The sequence below is a fragment of the Thioclava sp. IC9 genome (genome assembly GCF_002213225.1).
In the GTDB taxonomy this organism is placed as follows: Bacteria; Pseudomonadota; Alphaproteobacteria; order Rhodobacterales; family Rhodobacteraceae; genus Thioclava; species Thioclava nitratireducens.
This window is the reverse complement of record NZ_NBNX01000002.1, coordinates 522,982-541,243: the sequence shown is the minus strand read 5'-3', so window position 1 is coordinate 541,243 and position 18,262 is coordinate 522,982. Positions and strand designations below refer to the sequence as shown.

Below are 18,262 nucleotides of genomic sequence, written 5' to 3'. Positions count from 1 at the left end.
GCATCTTTCTCGGTCGGATATTCGAATGAGCGGGCCGAGGCCCAACCGATCAATGCCGCCGGAAGCCGATCGCTGCAGATGACGCGCGATTATCCCGGTTGATCGTCCCGATGAGCTGGCTCAGCCCGACCATATCCGGCCGGGCTGAGCCGTCGCTTCCGGGAGGTGCGTGGGCTCAGTCGAGCCCGTTCGCGCGTGCAACGAAATCCGCGAGATGCGGCACGTAATCTTCAGGGCCGTCGCCGCCGGTGGCCATTGCCATCGCGAAGGCGTTCTTGGCCGTGCTGGCGAGCGGGGTTGCGACAGTGGCGGCATTCGCCATCGACTCGACGTAGCGCAAATCCTTGTAGGCGTTGGCGAGGGTGAACTTGTGCGCCTCGCGGTTGCCCTCGAGCGCGTAGCCCATGAAGGTCTGGTAGAAGCCGCAATCCATCCGGCCGCCCCGGATCACCTTGTCGAACTGCTCGATCGGAATGCCCACCTTGCGCGACAGTGCGAGGGCTTCGGAATAAAGCGCGGCATAGCCCAGCGAGATGAAGTTGTTGAGCAGCTTCATGCGGTGGCCGTCGCCAAGGCTGCCGACGCGTACGATCTTGCCCGCCCAGGTGTCGATCACGGGCTCGATGCGCGCGAACAGCTCTTCATCCGCGCCGACCATGCAATCGAGCGTGCCTTCCCAGGCCTCTTTCGGGGTGCGGCTGAGCGGCGCGTCGGCATAGGCGACGCCGATCTCTTGCATGTCCTCTGCGAGCTTCATCGTCACGGTCGGCTCGCCGGTCGAGCAGTCCACGATGACGCTGCCCTCTTTCAGGCCCGGCGTCAGCTTTGCGACCGCCTCGGCGGCTTCCGGCGCGCCGGTGAGGCACAGGAAGATGATCGAGGAGCGCGACGCGAGGTCTTCATAGGAGGTCGCCTCGGTCGCCCCGCGCGAGACCAGGTCCTCGATCGGCTTGCGGTTGCGGTGGGCGATCACGGTCAGCGGATAGCCTTTCTCGACGATGTTCTTGGCCATGCCGTGGCCCATCAGGCCGGTGCCGATGAAGCCGATGGTTTCCTGGGTCTTAGTCATTGGATACTCCGCTTGGGTCGATAGGTCGTGAAATTCGGATCAGAGATTGAAGCGCTCCCGCAGGTCGGCGACCTGCGCCGGGGTCAGCGGGCGGATCGCGTGGCCCTGCAGGGCGAGGAACAGTTTGGAGGTCTCCTCCAGCTCTTCGGCGGCATATTGCGCGTTCGACAGGCTGGTGCCCGCGACGACAGGGCCGTGATTGGCGAGCAGCACCGAATGATGCGCGCTGGCGAGCGAGCGTACGGCCTCGGCCAGTTCGGGATCGCCCGGCGCGTAGTAGGGCACGAGCGGCAGCTTGCCCACGCGCATCACGTGATAGGCCGTGAGCGGCGGCAGCACGTCCTCGGGATCGATGTCGCGCAGGATCGAGACGGCCGTCGAGTGGGTCGAGTGCAGATGGATCACCGCGCCCGCTTCCTGACGCTCGTCATACATCGCGAAATGCAGGAAGGACTCTTTGGTTGGCTTGTCGCCCGAGACGAAGTTGCCGTCCCGGTCGAAAAGGGAGATCCGGGCCGGATCGAGTGTGCCGAGCGAGGCATTGGTGGGCGTCATCAACCAACCGCCATCGGGCAGCCGCGCCGAGATATTGCCGGAAGACCCGGCGGTAAGGCCGCGATCGAAGAGCGAGCGCCCGATGGTGCAGATCTGGTCGCGCAGGCGCGTTTCGTCAGACATGTTCGGCCTCCGGCTCCAGCAGGTCCCACGCCTTGAGGAAGAAATCCTCGGCGCCGAAATTGCCTGATTTGAGCGCGAGCGCGAGGCGCGGGCCGGAGAGGCTCATCGTCCACGGCACGCCGGGGTCTATCTCGGGGCCGATGTCGAGCAGGCGCACACCGAGCGCCGTCGTCACCGCGCCCGACGTTTCGCCGCCCGCGATCAACATCCGGGTGAACCCGGCGTCGCGCAGGCGTTCGGCGATTGCGGCCAGCGTGTCTTCGACCAGCGCGCCGGAGGCGTCACGGCCCAGGCGGGACTGGATCTTGCCGAGCTGCGCGGGATCGGCGCTGGAATAGATCAGGGGGGTGCTGTCGGCGGGTTGTGCGATGGCCCAATCGGCGATCTCATCCGCGCTCTGTCGGCCTTCGGTCAGCGCCTCCACGTCGAGCGCAAGACTCGGCAGCCCTGCCGCCTGAGCGGCCGCGATCTGGCCGCGGGTCGCGACCGAGCAGGAGCCCGCGAGGATTGCGCTGCGGCCCTCCGGGGCTGGCATCCGATCCGGGGCGCTATGCGCGTCGCTCTGGTCGCGAAGCGCTGCGGCGAGGCCCAGACCGATGCCCGAGCCGCCGGTGATCAGCGGCATCTCCGCGCAGGCCGCGCCGAGCGTCATCAAGTCCGATTCGTCGATCGTGTCGGTGACGACGACGCGGGTGCCAGCCGCGCGGGCGGCCTCAAAGGCCTTGCGCAGCGCGGCCTCTCCCTGCCTGATCGTCGTGACGTCGATCAGGCCGACTTTCAGCGTCGTCTGCCGCCCCAGAACCCGCACCAGATCGGGGTCGCGCATCGGGGTGAGCGGGTGGTCCTTGAGCGGGCTTTCCGACAGCAGACGGTCGCCCACGAAAAGGTGGCCCTTGTATACCGTGCGCCCGGTCGCCGGGAAGGCGGGGCAGGCGATGGTCAGGGTCGTGCCGGTGAACTCCATCAGGGCCTCGGTGACCGGCCCGATATTGCCGTGGTCGGTGGAGTCGAAGGTCGAGCAATATTTGAACATCAGGCGTTGCGCCCCGGCCGCGCGCAGGGCTTTCGCCGCTTTCAGCGACAGTTCTACCGCGTCGCCTGCCGGAATGGTGCGCGACTTCAGCGCGACCACCACCGCATCGGCGCCCGACAGGTCCATTTGCGGCCCCGGCAGGCCGATGACCTGCCGCGTCTTCAACCCGCTGCGTGACAGCATCAGGCACAGGTCAGTGGCGCCGGTAATATCGTCGGCGACCGCTCCGATCAGCATGGAAATTCCTCCCTCGGTCCACAGATCGCCGATCGCCCCGACGGCGCGGGGCGGCGATTTCACATAGCCCTTGCAAAGCCGTTGCGGCTCGGGCTAACGATGTAATGACAACGCTATCATTCCAGCAATGCAAGCGCAAGACGGACGCTGGAAGGGGGCAGGTTGAGACTAGAAATCGGCGATTGAGAGGTATTCCGCATGAAGTCACCCCAAGAGACGAAGGTCTGTGTCATCGGTCTGGGATCGATGGGCTTCGGCATGGCCGAGAGCTTGCTGCGAGACGGGTTCGCGGTGACGGGCGTCGATGTGAATGCCGATGCGATGGAGCGCTTTGCGGCGCTTGGCGGCGCGGTTGCAGCCGACCCTGCGACGGGGGCGCAAGATGCGGAACTGGTGATCGCCGTGGTCGTCAATGCCGACCAGACAGAGCAGGTGCTTTTCGGACCGGGCGGCGCCGTCGCGACCATGTCCGGGGGCGGCGTGGTGATGTCCTGCGCCACGATGGCCCCCGATCTGGCGCGCGTCTTCGCCAAGCGCTGCGCCGCGGCGGGCGTGACCTATCTCGATACACCGATCAGCGGTGGTGCTCAGCGTGCCGCCAGCGGTGAGTTGACGATCATGGGCTCGGGCCCGGCGGCGGCTTTTGCGCGCATTCGCCCGGCGCTCGATAGTGTCGCCGCCAAGGTCTACGAGCTTGGCGAGGAGGCAGGCACGGGCGCGGCCTTCAAGGTGGTCAATCAACTTCTCGCCGGGGTGCATATCGCGGCGGCCTGTGAGGCGATCACCTTCGCCAAGGCGATGGATCTGGACCTGGAGAAGGTCTACGAGGTGATCACCGCGTCAGCGGGCAATTCGTGGATGTTCGAGAACCGCGTGCCGCATGTCCTCGAGGGCGATTACAGCCCGCGCAGCGCGGTGGATATCTTCACCAAGGATCTCGGAATCGTGGCGGATATCGGGCGGGACCTGAAATTCCCGACGCCGATCGCCGGGACGGCTCTGCAGATGTTCGTGATGACGGCGGCGGCCGGGATGGGGCGCGACGACGATGCCTCTGTCGCCCGGATGCTGGCGAATATCGCGGGGCTCGAGCTGCCTGCTGCAGCGTCCGCAAGCGAGGGCTGAGCGATGCCCAGATTTGCCGCCAACCTGACGATGATGTTCACCGAGCACGAGTTTCCCGACCGCTTCGCCGCGGCGAAAAAGGCCGGGTTCGATGCGGTCGAATATCTCTTTCCCTACGACCACCCGCCCGAGGCGATCGCGGAGCGGCTGCGGGCGCACGGCCTGACGCAGGCGCTCTTCAATCTGCCGCCCGGCAACTGGGAGGCGGGTGATCGCGGGCTGGCCGCATTGCCGGATCGCGCCGAGGAATTCCGCGCCTCGATCGACACTGCTTTGCGCTATGCCGAGGCGACCGGGGTCGGGCGCGTGCATGTGATGAGTGGGCTCGCCTCGCGCCAAGATGTGACCGCGCTGACCGCCTATCGCGACTCGTTGCGGAGGGTCTGTGATGCGGCCGGGGCACAGGGGCTCGATGTCGTGATCGAGCCGATCAACCCGCGCGACATGCCGGGCTATTTTCTGGATGATTTCAGCTTCGCTGCCGATCTGATCGCGGAGCTTGGGCTGCCCAATCTCAAGCTGCAATTCGACATCTATCACCGCCAGATTCTGCACGGGGACGTGCTGATGGGGCTGCGGGAGATGGCGCCGATCATCGGGCATGTTCAGATCGCCGCGGTGCCGGAACGGCACGAGCCAGGAACCGGCGAGCTCGACGACGCGCGCATTCTGCGCGAACTGGACGCACTGGGCTATGAAGGGTTCGTGGGCTGCGAATACCGCCCGGCAGGCCGGACAGAGGATGGTCTGGACTGGATGCGCGCCTTCGCCTGAGACGAAGGCGCGCCCCTTATCAGCTTTCGATGTAATCGCGATGAAGCGCCCAGTCGCCCGGGCTGAACCGGTCCGAGGCGAATTGCTGCTGGTGCCAATAGGGATAGATCACGGGCAGCTTGCTGACCTCGTGCAGGCGCTTCAGCTCGTCCTCGCTCAGCTCCAGATCCACTGCGCGGAAATTGTCGCGGAACTGCTGTTCATTGCGTCCGCCGATCACCAGCGAGCTGATCGCGGGACGCGTCAGCAGCCACGCCAGCGCGACCTGCGCCGCCGAGACCCCATGCGCGTCACCGATCTCGACCAGCGCATCGACGATGTTCCACAGCTTCTCCTCGTCGCGGATCGGCGGCTCGGTCCAGCCCGCGAATTGCCGCGAGCCTTCCGGGGTGTCCTTGCCTCGGCGATGCTTGCCCGACAGCAGACCGGCGGCGAGCGGGCTCCAGACCAGCACGCCCAGCCCCTGATCGACCGAGATCGGCAGCAATTCGTATTCCGCCTCGCGGGCCTCGAGCGTGTAGTGGATCTGCTGCGCCACGAAGCGCTCGCGCAGGCTCCGGTCGCTGACGCCGAGGGCCTTCATGATGTGCCAGCCCGAGAAGTTCGAGCAGGCGATGTAGCGGACCTTGCCCTGTTGCACGAGCGTGTCGAGCGCCGAGACCATCTCCTCCATCGGGGTCACGCCGTCCCATTCGTGCATGTGGTAGATGTCGATGTGGTCGGTGCGCAGCCGCTTGAGCGAGCGTTCGCATTCGCGGATCAGGTGATAGCGCGAAAAGCCCTCGTCATTCGGCCCATCGGCGATCCGCATCCGCGCCTTGGAGGAGATCAGCACGTCATCGCGCCGACCGTCGAGCACTTCGCCAAGGATCTCTTCCGAAAGACCGGTCGAGTACATGTTCGCGGTGTCGTAGAGGTTGATGCCGGCGTCGATGCAGGTGTCGACCAGCTTGCGCGCTTCGCTGACGCCTTGGGCGCCGACGGCCTTGAAAGCGCCTGCGCCCCCGAACGTGAACGTGCCCATCGTGAGCACCGAAACCTTGAGTCCAGATCGTCCTAAGGTTCTGTATTTCATTTATATCTCCTCCTCTTGAGTATCGTTTGTCCAGGCGCGATCAGCGCGCCAGAAGTCTTGCGACATGCGCGATGCCCAAGGTCGGGCTGGTCAGAACTGGCGGATCATCCGCACTCGTTTCGAGCCGTTGGAGCGCGCGCGCCATCGAGGCCTGTGCCAGAACCACCACGTCGTTTTCGCGGGCGAGCCGGGCGATGCCTTCGGCAACCCGCGCATCGTGCCCCTCGCGGTCGCCCGATTGCAGCGTCTCGAAGGCGCCCTCGACGACCTGGCTCGTGATGGCGCTGTCCGCCCCGGCCTCGCGGCTGACGCGCTCGATCAGCTCGGCGGTGGGCGTCAATGTCGATTGCAGCGTCGCGAGCACGCCGATGCGGCGGCCTTTTGCGACCGCTTCCTGTGCCATCCCCTCGTCGATGCGCATCAGCGGCACGGGGCAAAGCGGTGCGATGCGTTCGACCGCGCCGCCGAGGCTGGAGCAGGTCACGAGAACCGCCTCGGCCCCTGCATCGACCGCCGACCAGATCATGCCCGTCAGGCGGCGCGCCGTCATCGGACTGACCGACCCGTCGCGGATCGTCAGGCGCAGAAGACTCTCGTCGAGCATGTTGAAAACTTTCCAGTCGGGCAGGTGAGCCTGCGCCAGGCCTTCAAGCTCCGGGATCAACCCGGCGACGGTATGGATCATCGCAAGGGAGCGAGGTGATTCGTGTCTTTCGTGATGCATTCGCGGGCTCCTTTGTTGCGGTTGACGCGCTCTCGTCTTGCTAGATATGACAGCGCTGTCATATACGTGAGTATCATCATGGACCTGCTTCGATGACAAGCCGGAATGTCTCAAGCGCCTTGTTTGAAACGCTTTGACCGGGTTCGAAACTACGTTCCGCATGGGAGGGCGCGTCCTTCCGACACCTGTCCTGACACAAGTTTTTGTTATTTGCTGATTGACAAGACGGCTTTGCGGTTCGCAATATGACAGCGCTGTCACAGGAGGAATGGCAGCGCTAGCATTTCGGGCGAACCCCCGTCCGACCCGCCAGCCCCCGCCGAAGCGTTCGGCGCCGGATGTGCGTGCGGAAGGTCGGGGACGCGGAGAAGGGAGGGGCGTTTTGGCACTGTCGGAAAATTCGGTCACGCCATCGGAAAGGAAATCCATGCGAGTCCTGCATCAATTGCTTCAACTGCGTCACATGCGTGAATTCAACGTTCTGATCGCGTTGATCCTGATGGGGCTGCTGATCAGCTTGTTCACACCGTATTTCCTGACCGTGTCGAACCTGATGGGGGTGTCGCGGGCGTTCTCGCTGACCGCCATCATGAGCATCGGCATGGTGATGGTCATCATCACCGGCGGGATTGATCTGTCGGTGGGCTCTGCGATGGGGCTCGCCGGTCTGATCACGGCGCTCTGCTTCGATGCGGGCTACTCGCAATATGCGGCGGTGGCCGCGGGGCTCGGTGTCGGGCTTGCCTTCGGGTTGACCAACGGGCTGCTGATCACCGCGATCGGCCTGCCGCCCTTCATCGCCACGCTCGGCACGCTGAGCATCGGGCGCGGCTTGATGTATATGATTACCCACGGCGTGCCGTTGACCCCAGACACTCCCGAGAGCTTCAGCTTTCTGGGGCAGGGCTATGTCGGCCCGGTGCCGGTGCCGGTGGTCATCCTGCTCGTTCTGACGCTCGTCTTTACGGTCATCATGACCCGGACCCGCTTCGGTCGGCACGTCTATGCCACGGGCGGCAACGAGAACGCGGCACGTCTGAGCGGGGTGAAGGTTCAGCGCGTCAAGCTCGCGGTCTACGTCCTGTCCTCGACAATCTCTGCGCTGGCCGGCGTTATCGCCTTTTCGCGCTACCTGTCGGCGGAACCGGCGTCCGGCTTCGGTTCGGAGCTTGAGGTGATCGCCGCCGCCGCAATCGGCGGGGCCAGCCTTGCGGGCGGTATCGGCTCGGTGCTGGGCGCGGTCATCGGGGCCGCCCTGATCGGCGAGATCGCCAACGGCGTCGTGCTGCTCAACATCAATACCTATGCCCAGCAGGCCATTACTGGCGGCGTGATCCTGATCGCGGTCAGTCTGGACGTGCTGCGCAATCGGATGGGCGGCCGCGGCTGAGCCGCGTAGTCCGGAAAGCAACAAGATCAAGAAGCCGGACCGCGTCTCGAAGAGGAGAGAGCGGCGCGAGATCCGGACGAAGAAGGCCCCGGTGCGGGGCGCAAAACCGAAACTGCATCAACAATAGAGGCCTGCCGCGCGTGGTCGGGTCTGGAGGAGGAGAGAAGATGCGTATTGCAATGAAAGCCGCCGCGGCGGTTCTGGCCCTGGCAACCGGTATGGGGGCGGCTGCGTCCTATGCTCAGGACATCACCGTGGCGCTCGTGCCGAAGGTGGCCGTTCCGTTCTTCGACGACTGCAACACCGGCGGGGCCGAGGCAGCGAAAGAGCTGGGCGTGAACTACCAGTGGGTGGTGCCGGCGAACACGCAGGGTTCGACGCAGGTCAAGATCATCGAAGATCTGATGGCGCGTCACGTCGACGGGATCGGGATCTCGGTCAACGAGCCGAAATCGGTCGAGGGCATCATCAAGCAGGCCACCGATGCGGGTATCAAGGTCGTCACCTTCGACAGCGACAGCGCCAATAGCGCGCGCAGCATGTATATCGGCACGATCAACAAGCAGGCGGGCGTCACCATGGGCAAGTCCATGGCCGAAGCGCTCGGCGGCAAGGGTGAGGTGGCGATCGTCACCGGTCAGCTTGGTGCGTCCAACCTGAACGAGCGGATCGACGGCGTGAAGGAAGCGCTGGCCGACTATCCCGACATCAAGCTGGTCGCGACCGAAGGCACCGAGGACGACCTCGCCCGCGCCGTTTCGGTGACCGAGGCGCTCCTGCGCGCAAACCCGAACCTCGCCGGTATCTTCGGCATCAGCCAGGTCGGCGGCCCGGCCGTCGCGAAGGTTCTCGCGCAGCAGGAGTTCGCGGACAAGAAAGGCAAGCTGAAGGTCTTTGCGTTCGACGATCTGCCCGACACGATCAAGGGCGTGAAGGAAGGCTTCATCGACGGCATCATGGTCCAGCGCCCGATCACGATGGGCAAGCTGGCGGTCGAGCATCTCGTGGCCCAGATCAAGGGTGAAGAGACCGATCCGCAGAACATCGACACCGGTGTGACCGTCGTGACTGCCGACAACCTCGACAGCTACACCAAGTAATCTCCGACGACACCTGGGCGGGGCCAAGCGTGGCCCCGCCCGACATTCTTCAGCCTGAGGCCGCGATGAAACCGTTTCTCGAAATGATCAGCATTTCCAAGACCTTTCCGGGGGTGAAGGCGCTGGACCACGTCGACCTGCATCTCAACTCCGGCGAGGTGCATGTGCTGGCAGGGGAAAACGGCGCCGGCAAGAGCACCCTGATGAAGATCATGACAGGCGTGCTGCGCGCCGATCCGGGAGGGGAGATCCGCGTCGAGGGCGAACCCGTCGTGATCAAGAACCCGATCCATGCGCGGTCGCTCGGCATCTCGATCATTTACCAGGAACTCGCAGTGGTGAATAACCTCACCGTCGCCGAGAACGTCTTTCTCGCGCGTGAGCCGCTATTGCCGACCGGCCTGATCGACCGCACCAAGATGAATGCGGACACCCGCGCGGTGCTGCACGAGCTTGGCGTGGAAATCGACCCGGAAGCTATGGTCGGCACGCTTTCGATCGGCCAGAGACAGCTGATCGAGATCGCCCGCGCCATCTCCTACAATTCCAAACTCATCATCATGGACGAGCCGACCGCGTCGCTCAGCCACCACGAGGCCTCGACGCTGTTGCGCATGTCGCGCAAACTGGCCGAGCAGGGTGTCGGTATCGTCTTCATCTCGCACAAGCTCGAGGAAATCTTCGAAATCGCCGACCGCGTCACAGTGCTGCGCGACGGTCGCACCGTCGATACACGGCCCGTCTCCGAGATGACGAGCGACCTGCTGGTGCGCCTGATGGTGGATCGCGAGCTCGACCAGCTTTTCGGCCATCACACCTCCCACGCGACCGACGAGGTTCTGATGTCGGTGCGCAATCTCACCGAAAAGCGCGTGAAGGACGAAGGTGTGTTCGTGCGCGATGTCGATTTCGACCTGCATCGCGGCGAAGTTCTGGGCTTCTTCGGTCTGGTCGGTGCCGGACGGACCGAAGTGATGGAGATGATTTTCGGCAGCCGCCCCCATAGCGGCGAGATTTCGATCAACGGCAAACCGGCGCGGATTTCCTCGCCCTCGGACGCGATAGAGCATGGGCTCGGATTTGTGACCGAGGATCGGCAATCGCGAGGGCTTGTCCTCGGCATGTCGGTGCGCGAGAACTTTTCCCTGACGCATCTGAGTGACTATTGCAGCTTCGACTTCGTGAACCGTCGCAAGGAAACGGCGGCCTGTGCGGATTATATCCGCGCGCTGGGCATCAAGACGCCGTCGCCCGAGCAGAAGGTGCTCAACCTGTCGGGCGGCAACCAGCAGAAGGTCGTCTTGGCGAAATGGGCCGCGCGCCGTCCGCAGATTCTGATCGTCGACGAGCCGACGCGCGGGATCGACATCGGCGCCAAGGCCGAGGTGCACACGTTGTTGGGCAAGATGGCCGAGGAGGGCATGTCGATCATCGTCGTCTCGTCGGACCTGCCGGAGATTCTGGCGATCAGCGACCGTGTGATCGTGCTGAAGGAGGGGAAGATCAGCGGCGAACTGACCCGAGAGAACGCCACGCAGGAAAGCGTGATGCTGGCGGCGACCGGCTGAGGCCGTCCCGCCGAACCGAAAAGCGAATGAACGAAACGGAGATTGAAATGACCAAGCGCGTAGTATTCACAGGCGGAACCGGCAAGGCAGGGCGTCATGCGGTGCCGCATCTGCTGAGCAAGGGCTACGATGTGCTCAACGTCGACCTCAAGCCGCTCGACGTCCCGGGCGTGAACACGCTGATCACCGACGTGACCGACAGCGGCGCCGTGTTCAACGCGCTGACCACCCACCACGACTTCGGCGGGTTCGAGAAGGGCGCGCCGCCGTCGCCGCCCGATGCGGTCGTGCATTTCGCCGCGATCCCGCGCGTGCTGATCGAGCCCGACAACGTGACCTATCAGGCCAACGTCATGAGCACCTACAACGTGATCGAGGCGGCGATGAAGCTCGGCGTGCGCAAGGTGATCATCGCCTCGTCCGAGACGACCTATGGCGTGTGCTTCGCCGAGGGCGACAAGGATTTCCACTCCTTCCCGCTCGAGGAAGATTACGACAGCGATCCGATGGACAGCTACGGGCTCTCCAAGGTCTGCAACGAGAAGACCGCCCGCGCCTTCGCCGCCCGCTACGGCGCCGATATTTACGCGCTGCGCATCGGCAACGTGATCGAGCCCCATGAATACGGCATGTTCAAGGGGTTCCTCGAGAACCCGATGAGCCGCAAACGCAACGCCTGGAGCTATATTGACGCGCGCGATCTGGGTGAGATCGTGCATCTGTGCATCGAGAAGGACGGTCTGGGCTATCAGGTGTTCAACGCGGTCAACGACACGATCACTGCCGACATGCCGACCACCGAGTTCTTGAAGAAATACTGCCCGAACACGCCGATCACCCGTGAGATGGGTGCCGACGAGGCACCGATCTCGAACCGCAAGGCGCGCGAGGTTCTGGGCTTCAAGGAAGCGCATCCGTGGCGCAAATACGTGGAGGTATGATCGCCACGGTCCCCGCGATGTTTTCGCGCCATGCATGTATGGCCTTTGAAAACGCTGCCGCTAGGTGCATTTCTGGGTAATTGACTCGGGCTTGCCCGAAAGGAATTGGAGGAAAGCGTCATGGGGACCAAGCAGCGATTGCCCGACCGCAAAAGCAAGATCACGGTGCGCGAGGTCGCGCGCCGTGCCAATGTCAGCGAGTCGACGGTCTCTCGCATCATGCGCAACAAGGGACTCGTCGCCGAAGCTACCCGCGAGAAGGTCATGGAGACGGTCCGCGCGATGGGCTACGTCCCCAACCGTATCGCTGGCTCGCTGGCCTCGCTCGACTCCTTCCTCGTCGGCGTCGTCATCCCGTCGCTCTCCAACATCGTCTTCCCGGAAGTCCTGCAGGGCGTCCATGCCGGGCTCGAGGGAAGTGACCTGCAGCCGGTGATCTCGACCACGGATTATAATGTGGACCGCGAAGAGGCTGTGGTGCGCGGCATCCTCAGCTGGAAGCCGGCCGCGATCCTGCTGGCCGGGTTCGACCACACCGACGCGACCCGCAAGATGCTAGAACAGAGTGATATCCGCGTCGTCGAGATGATGGATATCGACAGCACGCCGATCGACATCGCGGTGGGCACCTCGCATCGCCGTGCAGGCCACGCCATCGGTCGCCACCTGATTTCACGCGGCTACCGCCATTTCGGCTATGTCGGCCATGACTGGGAGGCCGACCGCCGCGCGCGGCTGCGCTATGACGGGCTGTGCGAGGCGCTGTCCGAAGCGGGGCTCTCCATCGAGGCGCATGCGATCGATGACGGGCCCAGCTCGGTCGGTACGGGTCGCGAACAGACAGCGCGCCTGCGTGCTTCGGCCCCGCAGGTCGACGTCGCGGTCTATTCCAACGACGACATGGCGGTCGGCGGCGTCTTCCACTGCCTTGCCGAAAGCATCAGCCTGCCCGACCAATTCGCCATCTTCGGCTTCAACGGTCTCGATATCGGCAAGGAACTGCCCCAGCCGCTCTCGACCGTCCGCTCGAACCGTTTCCTGATCGGCAAGAAGGCGATCGAGGAAGTTCTGGCCTCGCCAGAACGCCCGTCTGCGCCGACTATCATCGACACTGATTTCGAGGTCTTCGCCGGCGCGACTGCCTGAAGCGCGCGCCGATCTCGGACACCGAACTGAAAGGAGAAATGCCATGCATCCCGCTCTCGCCAAAGGCAATGTCGCAGTCGTCACCGGAGGGGCCTCGGGTATCGGCCTCGCTGCCGCCTGCCACCTCGCCGGGCTTGGCATGCGCGTCTGCATCGCCGATCTGCCGGGGGCTGCGCTCGACGCCGCCTCCGACGCTCTGATCGCCGCGGGTGCCGCGGAGGCGGACGTGATGACGCTGGCGACCGACGTCTCGGACCGCGCGCAGCTCATGGCGCTCGCCGACGAGGTCTGGGCGCGCTTCGGTCCGGTCAACCTGCTGATGAACAACGCGGGGATGCAGCCCGGCAGTTCGATATTCGATGAGGGAGGCAACTGGGACCGCATCCTCGAGGTGAACCTGGGCGGGATCATTCGTGGCAGCCAGATTTTCGCGCCGCGCATGATCGCGTCGGGCACGCCGGGCCTGATCGTCAATACCGGCTCCAAGCAGGGGATCACCACGCCTCCGGGCGATCCGGCCTATAACGTGTCGAAAGCCGGCGTGAAGGCCTTCACCGAGGCGCTGCAGCACGAATTGCGCAACCGCGAGGACTGCAAGGTCGAGGCGCGGCTGTTCATTCCGGGCTTCGTCTACACGCCGCTGACCGCGGGCGGGCGCACCGAGAAACCCGCTGGCGCCTGGACGCCCGAACAGGTCGTGGAATTCCTCTTTGACGCGATCGAGCGCGGCGATTTCTACATCCTGTGTCCCGACAACGACGTGGACCGCGCGACCGATGTGAAGCGCATCCTCTGGGCGGCGGGCGACATCACCGAGAACCGCCCGCCGCTGTCGCGCTGGCATCCCGACTACGATGACGCCTTCAAGGCGTGGCTGAAGGCGTGATGCGGCCATGACGACCCGGGTGCATCGTATTGCGGCCATCCCCGGCGACGGGATCGGGCCGGAGGTGGTCGACGCCGCGCTGACGGCGCTCGATCACCTGAGCCGCCAGACCAACGCATTCCGGCTGGAGATCGACCGCTTCGACTGGGGCTCGAAACGCTATCAGCGCGAAGGCATGTTCATGCCCGCAGACGGGGTCGACGCGCTGCGGGCCTATGACGCGATCCTCTTCGGCGCGGTCGGCGCGCCGGACGTGCCCGATCACCTGACGCTCTGGGGGCTGCGCCTCGCGATCTGTCAGGGGCTCGATCAATACGCGAACCTGCGGCCCACCCGGATCCTGCCCGGCCTGTCGAGCCCGCTTGCGGGTGTCGGCCCGGACGACCTGGACTGGCTCATCGTGCGCGAGAATTCCGAGGGCGAATATGCGGGGCAGGGCGGGCGCAGCCATCGCGGCCAGCCGCATGAGGTCGCCACCGAGACCGCCATCTTCACCCGCACGGGCGTCGAACGCATCATGCGCGTGGCTTTCTCGCAGGCCCAGGCACGTCCGCGCAAACGGCTGACGGTCGTCACGAAATCCAACGCGCAGCGCTACGGGCTCGTGCTCTGGGACGAAATCGCCGCCGAGATCGCGGCCGAGTTTCCCGACGTGACGTGGGACCGGATGCTGGTCGACGCGATGACCGTGCGCATGACGCTCGATCCGCGTTCGCTCGACACGATCGTCGCCACGAACCTGCACGCCGACATCCTCTCGGATCTGGCTGCGGCGCTCGCCGGCTCTATCGGCATCGCGCCCACGGCCAACCTCAACCCCGAGCGCGCTGCGCCCTCGATGTTCGAGCCGATCCATGGCTCCGCCTTCGACATCACCGGCAAGGGCGTCGCAAATCCCATCGGCACCTTCTGGAGCGCGGCGATGATGTTGGAGCACCTCGGAGAGATCGACGCAGGGGCGCAAATGATGCGCGCGATCGAACTCGTGACGGCGGATTCCGAAAGCCGCCCCCGCGACCTCGGCGGCACGTCCGGCACTGCGCAGGTGACGGAACGGCTCTGCCGTGCGCTCGACGAGATAGTGGGGGGCAGCTGAAAGTTACGTCGCAGCTTCAGAAGCTCTCGCGTTTCAGCGCCGTGGTTTGAAATCCGCCACGCTATCGCGCACAACCAGTTCGCCCGTCATCAGGACCTTCACCGGAGATTGGTCTCGCTCGTCCGTCGCGATGAGGTCGTCGAGCAGGCGGATCGCCATCGCGCCGATGCGCGCTTTCGGAACGTCGACCGAAGTCAGGGGCGGATCGAAGACGCTCGAGGTCGGAAGGTTGTCGAAGCCCACGACCGAAACATCTTCCGGCACTCTGTGGCCCAATTCGCGCAAGGCCCTTACGAAGCCGAAGGCGATGATGTCATTCGCACAGAAATAAGCATCCGCGAGAGGCCGGTCGCCCAACTGGGTCAAGGCTTCTTCATAGGCGCCGTCCAGCGTCGACTTCACCGAAAGTTCCTGCGCGTCCTCGCTCTGCAATCCGAACGCTGCGGCCGCGTTCCGGAACGCCGTTTGACGCAGCCGGAAGTTCATCACCTCGCTGTAACTTCCGACATAGCCGATCTTGCGAAAGCCGCGCGAAACCAGATGCGAGAGCGCATCGTAGACGAGTTGATCGTTGTCCATATCGACGAAATTCGCCTTCAGGAACGGGTGGTAGGTGTCGATGAGCACGGTCGGCAGCGGCGCGCGCTCGATGATCGTCTCGATATCTTCGCGTGAAAGTTCGGTGCCGAGCACGACGATGCCGCGCGGTTCCGAGCCGTCCAGGCTCGACAACAGTTGATGCAGCGATTCCTGTTCGTAGCTCACGACCTGCAGCGCGTAGTCGCGGCGAAGCGCCTCGAAAGACATCCCGTCGATATAATCCGAGATGAAGTGGTTGTGGTCGCGATTCACCGTCTGGCCGTGGCGCGCGATCTTGAGAAAGCGGATCGTGTTGGTGACTTCAGTCCGCGCCCGATTCGAGCGCGGGGTGTAGTTCAACGCCTCCACCGCTTCCAAAACGCGGGCGCGGGTGGCCTCCGAGATGTCGCCCTTGTCGTTCAGGACCAGCGAAACGGTGGCAGCGGAAACCCCCGCGTGCCCGGCAACTTCGCGCAGGGTGACCGGCTTTTTTGGCTCAATTTCCATCGTGTCGCTCATGTGGCCTTCAATCTATGGGCGAACCTCCCGCACTGCACAACGGGCCTTCGGAAAGTTCGGTCTTTTTATTCGCTCGCGCTCGAAGCAGCTAGTGAACAAACGGGGTTGACTTTAGTAAACATAATAGTACGAATTTAGTAAATAAGATAATTCTTCAGTAAACGGCGCGGGGGAGGAGATGTCGAAACTGGATGGGAACCTGTTTGTGTTGTCCGTGCTCATCGTGCTGCTTCTAGCAGTCGGCGGGGCGGCATCCGGCGGCAATTACCTTTCGATCTACAATCTGCAATCGATGGCGAACCAGGTGCCCGAGATCGGGCTGCTCGCGATCGGCGTGATGCTGGCGATGTGCTCCGGCAACGGTGGGATCGACCTGTCGGGGATCGCGCTTGCGAACCTCTCGGGCGTGGCCTCGGGGCTTGTTGCGCTGTCGATCTTCCCGGTCGACGAAGCGCCCGTGCTGTTCACTATCACCTTCGCCGGGGGATGTCTGATCATCGGCGTGCTGGGCGGTGCGCTGAACGGATTTCTGATCTCGCGTTTCGAGATCACGCCGATCCTGTGCACCTTGGGCACGCAGATGGCCTTCACCGGCGCGGCGGTCGTGTTCTCGGAAGGGCGCTCGGTGACGATCGGATCGCCGCCCGCGCTCTACGATCTGGGCAATGGCCTGATCTTCGGAGTGCCGGCGAGCTTCCTGATCTTCCTCGGCGCTGCTTTGATCCTGGGCGGGGTGCTGCGCTTCACGCCCTACGGGATGAAGCTGATGCTGACCGGCGCCAACCCGAAGGCGGCGCTGTTCAGCGGCTTCAACCGCGACCGCATCCTGATCACGACCTACGCGCTGTCGGGGCTGATGGCCGGTCTGGCCGGGGTCATCATCGCGGCGCGGAACATCAACGTGAAATGGGACTACGGTACCTCTTATCTCCTGATCGCGATCCTTGTCGCGGTGATGGCGGGGGTGCGGCCCGAGGGCGGCTATGGGCGCATCGTGAATGTCGTGCTTTCGGCGATCACGCTGCAGCTTCTGTCGAGCCTGCTGAACTTCGTCGGGTTCTCGAATTTCGTGCGGGATTTCGCCTGGGGCGCGCTGCTGCTGTGCTTCCTCGCGGTCAACCGCTTCGAGCTGGTCGACCAGGTCGTCACACGCTTTTCGCTGGGGCGCGCGGCGCGCGCTCCGAAACACTGAGCCGAAGAATGTAATCCAGGGAGGAGATCATCATGGCATTCAAAGGACTGAAAATCGGCCTGTTGGCCGCGACCACGGCCGCAATGCTGGCTGGCGCACAAGGGGTCGCAGCGCAGGAAGGCAAGTCGATCACCACGGTCGTCAAGATCAGCGGTATCCCGTGGTTCGACCGGATGAAAACCGGTGTCGAGAAATACGCGCAGGAACATCCCGACATGAAGATCGAGCAGGTCGGCCCCGCCACGGCGGATTCCGCCCAGCAGCTGCAGATCGTGCAGGATCTCGTCGCGCGCGGCGTCGATGCGCTGGCCGTCGTGCCGATGGATCCGGCGATCCTCGAAGGCGTGCTCAAGCGCGCGATGGATCGCGGCATCGTCGTCGTAACCCACGAGGCCGACAACCAGAAGAACACCATGGCCGATGTCGAAGCCTTCGATAACGCGGAATATGGTGCGGCGCTGAACGAGCGTCTGGCCAAGTGCATGGGCGGCAAGGGCAAGTGGACGACCTTCGTCGGCTCGCTGGGCAGCCGCACCCACATGCAATGGGTCGGCGCGGGCGAGGAGAACGCGAAGAAATACCCGGATATGGAACTCGTCGATCCGAACAACGAAAGCTTCGACGACGCCCAGGGCACCTACGAGAAAGCCAAGGAAATCCTGCGCAAGCACCCGGATATCAAGGGCTTCCAGACTTCGGCGGGCAATGATGTGCTCGGCGTCGGTCGCGCGATCGAAGAAGCCGGTCTGGCCGGCAAGGTCTGCCTTGTGGGCACCGGTCTGCCGAACCCCTCGGCGGCCTATCTCGACAGCGGGGCGATCACCGCGATCGGTTTCTGGGATCCGCAGAAGGCCGGTATGGCGATGAACTCGCTGGCCACCAAGATCCTCGCGGGTGAAGAGATCACCGACGGCATGGATCTGGGTGTCGACGGCTACCACAGTGTCAGCGTGCGCCCCGGTGCCGGTGACGGCGTGCTCGTCGTGGGTAACGGCATGGTTCTCGTCGATAAGGATACCTACAAAGAGACCCTTTTCTAAGACGTGAAAAAATCGGTCGGCCGGGGGGCAGCCCCGGCCGGCTTTCGAACCGCCCGTGCCTAGGCTGGAGGAGCTGCGGCGCATGGGACG

The 18,262-nt window shown here is 64.1% G+C and carries 17 protein-coding genes; 11 read left to right on the top strand and 6 right to left on the bottom strand.

Going from position 1 to position 18,262, the window contains the following annotated elements; translation table 11 throughout:
- Nucleotides 1-175: 175 nt before the first annotated feature.
- From B6V76_RS08065 to otnK, 3 genes are read right to left on the bottom strand one after another with little or no spacing between them, the layout of a single operon-like run.
- Nucleotides 176-1,069: an NAD(P)-dependent oxidoreductase gene (locus B6V76_RS08065; protein ID WP_088727134.1), complete on the bottom strand. Its 894-nt coding sequence runs from the start codon at nucleotides 1,067-1,069 to the stop codon at nucleotides 176-178.
- A gap of 39 nt (nucleotides 1,070-1,108) precedes the next feature.
- Entirely contained in the window at nucleotides 1,109-1,747 is a 639-nt protein-coding gene (gene otnC / locus B6V76_RS08060) for a 3-oxo-tetronate 4-phosphate decarboxylase (RefSeq protein ID WP_088719234.1), read from the bottom strand.
- The gene (gene otnK / locus B6V76_RS08055; protein ID WP_088719233.1) at nucleotides 1,740-3,017 is read right to left on the bottom strand and encodes a 3-oxo-tetronate kinase; all 1,278 of its coding nucleotides are present in this window, start codon (nucleotides 3,015-3,017) and stop codon (nucleotides 1,740-1,742) included. The genes otnC and otnK overlap by 8 nt, the downstream gene beginning before the upstream one ends.
- Before the next feature lie 198 nt (nucleotides 3,018-3,215).
- On the opposite strand from otnK, the gene ltnD reads away from it, so the two are divergent.
- Nucleotides 3,216-4,142: an L-threonate dehydrogenase gene (ltnD, locus tag B6V76_RS08050; protein WP_088727133.1), complete on the top strand. Its 927-nt coding sequence runs from the start codon at nucleotides 3,216-3,218 to the stop codon at nucleotides 4,140-4,142.
- A 3-nt stretch (nucleotides 4,143-4,145) separates the two neighbouring features.
- Nucleotides 4,146-4,916, top strand: coding sequence for a 2-oxo-tetronate isomerase (gene otnI, locus B6V76_RS08045; RefSeq protein WP_088727132.1), 771 nt, complete (start codon nucleotides 4,146-4,148; stop codon nucleotides 4,914-4,916).
- Nucleotides 4,917-4,935: 19 nt separating this feature from the next.
- Here the strand turns inward: otnI and B6V76_RS08040 are convergent, their stop codons facing one another.
- Both B6V76_RS08040 and B6V76_RS08035 read right to left on the bottom strand, forming a co-directional pair.
- Nucleotides 4,936-5,991: an aldo/keto reductase gene (locus B6V76_RS08040; protein WP_088727131.1), complete on the bottom strand. Its 1,056-nt coding sequence runs from the start codon at nucleotides 5,989-5,991 to the stop codon at nucleotides 4,936-4,938.
- 40 nt (nucleotides 5,992-6,031) lie between these two features.
- Entirely contained in the window at nucleotides 6,032-6,676 is a 645-nt protein-coding gene (locus B6V76_RS08035) for an aspartate/glutamate racemase family protein (RefSeq protein ID WP_233243009.1), read from the bottom strand.
- Between the two features lie 466 nt (nucleotides 6,677-7,142).
- On the opposite strand from B6V76_RS08035, the gene B6V76_RS08030 reads away from it, so the two are divergent.
- From B6V76_RS08030 to B6V76_RS08000, 7 genes are all read left to right on the top strand, one after another.
- Entirely contained in the window at nucleotides 7,143-8,105 is a 963-nt protein-coding gene (locus tag B6V76_RS08030) for an ABC transporter permease (RefSeq protein WP_088722052.1), read from the top strand.
- A gap of 167 nt (nucleotides 8,106-8,272) precedes the next feature.
- On the top strand, nucleotides 8,273-9,205 hold the full coding sequence (locus B6V76_RS08025) for a sugar-binding protein (protein WP_077701127.1): 933 nt from the start codon (nucleotides 8,273-8,275) through the stop codon (nucleotides 9,203-9,205).
- Between the two features lie 65 nt (nucleotides 9,206-9,270).
- Nucleotides 9,271-10,773: a sugar ABC transporter ATP-binding protein gene (locus B6V76_RS08020; protein WP_088727129.1), complete on the top strand. Its 1,503-nt coding sequence runs from the start codon at nucleotides 9,271-9,273 to the stop codon at nucleotides 10,771-10,773.
- Nucleotides 10,774-10,820: 47 nt separating this feature from the next.
- Nucleotides 10,821-11,714, top strand: coding sequence for an NAD(P)-dependent oxidoreductase (locus tag B6V76_RS08015; protein WP_075776453.1), 894 nt, complete (start codon nucleotides 10,821-10,823; stop codon nucleotides 11,712-11,714).
- A gap of 120 nt (nucleotides 11,715-11,834) precedes the next feature.
- A complete protein-coding gene (locus B6V76_RS08010; RefSeq protein ID WP_075776412.1) occupies nucleotides 11,835-12,860 on the top strand; it encodes a LacI family DNA-binding transcriptional regulator in 1,026 nt (341 codons plus the stop codon).
- A 43-nt stretch (nucleotides 12,861-12,903) separates the two neighbouring features.
- Nucleotides 12,904-13,746 carry an SDR family NAD(P)-dependent oxidoreductase gene (locus B6V76_RS08005; protein ID WP_088727128.1) on the top strand — a complete coding sequence of 281 codons (843 nt, stop codon included), beginning with the start codon at nucleotides 12,904-12,906 and terminating at the stop codon, nucleotides 13,744-13,746.
- Nucleotides 13,747-13,753: 7 nt separating this feature from the next.
- Nucleotides 13,754-14,842: a tartrate dehydrogenase gene (locus B6V76_RS08000; protein WP_088727127.1), complete on the top strand. Its 1,089-nt coding sequence runs from the start codon at nucleotides 13,754-13,756 to the stop codon at nucleotides 14,840-14,842.
- A 33-nt stretch (nucleotides 14,843-14,875) separates the two neighbouring features.
- Here B6V76_RS08000 and B6V76_RS07995 read toward each other — a convergent pair whose 3' ends face one another.
- Entirely contained in the window at nucleotides 14,876-15,928 is a 1,053-nt protein-coding gene (locus B6V76_RS07995; protein WP_075776452.1) for a LacI family DNA-binding transcriptional regulator, read from the bottom strand.
- Between the two features lie 190 nt (nucleotides 15,929-16,118).
- On the opposite strand from B6V76_RS07995, the gene B6V76_RS07990 reads away from it, so the two are divergent.
- Both B6V76_RS07990 and B6V76_RS07985 read left to right on the top strand, forming a co-directional pair.
- Complete coding sequence (locus B6V76_RS07990; RefSeq protein WP_088727126.1) at nucleotides 16,119-17,132, top strand: ABC transporter permease; 1,014 nt, start codon at nucleotides 16,119-16,121, stop codon at nucleotides 17,130-17,132.
- A gap of 32 nt (nucleotides 17,133-17,164) precedes the next feature.
- On the top strand, nucleotides 17,165-18,172 hold the full coding sequence (locus B6V76_RS07985; RefSeq protein WP_075776408.1) for a substrate-binding domain-containing protein: 1,008 nt from the start codon (nucleotides 17,165-17,167) through the stop codon (nucleotides 18,170-18,172).
- Nucleotides 18,173-18,262: the final 90 nt, after the last annotated feature.

What these genes read in the sequence shown, in the direction of transcription:
- B6V76_RS08065 (WP_088727134.1), bottom strand. Translation starts at nt 1,069, where the DNA reads ATGACTAAGACCCAGGAAACCATCGGCTTCATCGGCACCGGCCTGATG.
- otnC (WP_088719234.1), bottom strand. Translation starts at nt 1,747, where the DNA reads ATGTCTGACGAAACGCGCCTGCGCGACCAGATCTGCACCATCGGGCGC.
- otnK (WP_088719233.1), bottom strand. Translation starts at nt 3,017, where the DNA reads ATGCTGATCGGAGCGGTCGCCGACGATATTACCGGCGCCACTGACCTG.
- ltnD (WP_088727133.1), top strand. Translation starts at nt 3,216, where the DNA reads ATGAAGTCACCCCAAGAGACGAAGGTCTGTGTCATCGGTCTGGGATCG.
- otnI (WP_088727132.1), top strand. Translation starts at nt 4,146, where the DNA reads ATGCCCAGATTTGCCGCCAACCTGACGATGATGTTCACCGAGCACGAG.
- B6V76_RS08040 (WP_088727131.1), bottom strand. Translation starts at nt 5,991, where the DNA reads ATGAAATACAGAACCTTAGGACGATCTGGACTCAAGGTTTCGGTGCTC.
- B6V76_RS08035 (WP_233243009.1), bottom strand. Translation starts at nt 6,676, where the DNA reads ATGATCCATACCGTCGCCGGGTTGATCCCGGAGCTTGAAGGCCTGGCG.
- B6V76_RS08030 (WP_088722052.1), top strand. Translation starts at nt 7,143, where the DNA reads ATGCGAGTCCTGCATCAATTGCTTCAACTGCGTCACATGCGTGAATTC.
- B6V76_RS08025 (WP_077701127.1), top strand. Translation starts at nt 8,273, where the DNA reads ATGCGTATTGCAATGAAAGCCGCCGCGGCGGTTCTGGCCCTGGCAACC.
- B6V76_RS08020 (WP_088727129.1), top strand. Translation starts at nt 9,271, where the DNA reads ATGAAACCGTTTCTCGAAATGATCAGCATTTCCAAGACCTTTCCGGGG.
- B6V76_RS08015 (WP_075776453.1), top strand. Translation starts at nt 10,821, where the DNA reads ATGACCAAGCGCGTAGTATTCACAGGCGGAACCGGCAAGGCAGGGCGT.
- B6V76_RS08010 (WP_075776412.1), top strand. Translation starts at nt 11,835, where the DNA reads ATGGGGACCAAGCAGCGATTGCCCGACCGCAAAAGCAAGATCACGGTG.
- B6V76_RS08005 (WP_088727128.1), top strand. Translation starts at nt 12,904, where the DNA reads ATGCATCCCGCTCTCGCCAAAGGCAATGTCGCAGTCGTCACCGGAGGG.
- B6V76_RS08000 (WP_088727127.1), top strand. Translation starts at nt 13,754, where the DNA reads ATGACGACCCGGGTGCATCGTATTGCGGCCATCCCCGGCGACGGGATC.
- B6V76_RS07995 (WP_075776452.1), bottom strand. Translation starts at nt 15,928, where the DNA reads ATGGAAATTGAGCCAAAAAAGCCGGTCACCCTGCGCGAAGTTGCCGGG.
- B6V76_RS07990 (WP_088727126.1), top strand. Translation starts at nt 16,119, where the DNA reads ATGTCGAAACTGGATGGGAACCTGTTTGTGTTGTCCGTGCTCATCGTG.
- B6V76_RS07985 (WP_075776408.1), top strand. Translation starts at nt 17,165, where the DNA reads ATGGCATTCAAAGGACTGAAAATCGGCCTGTTGGCCGCGACCACGGCC.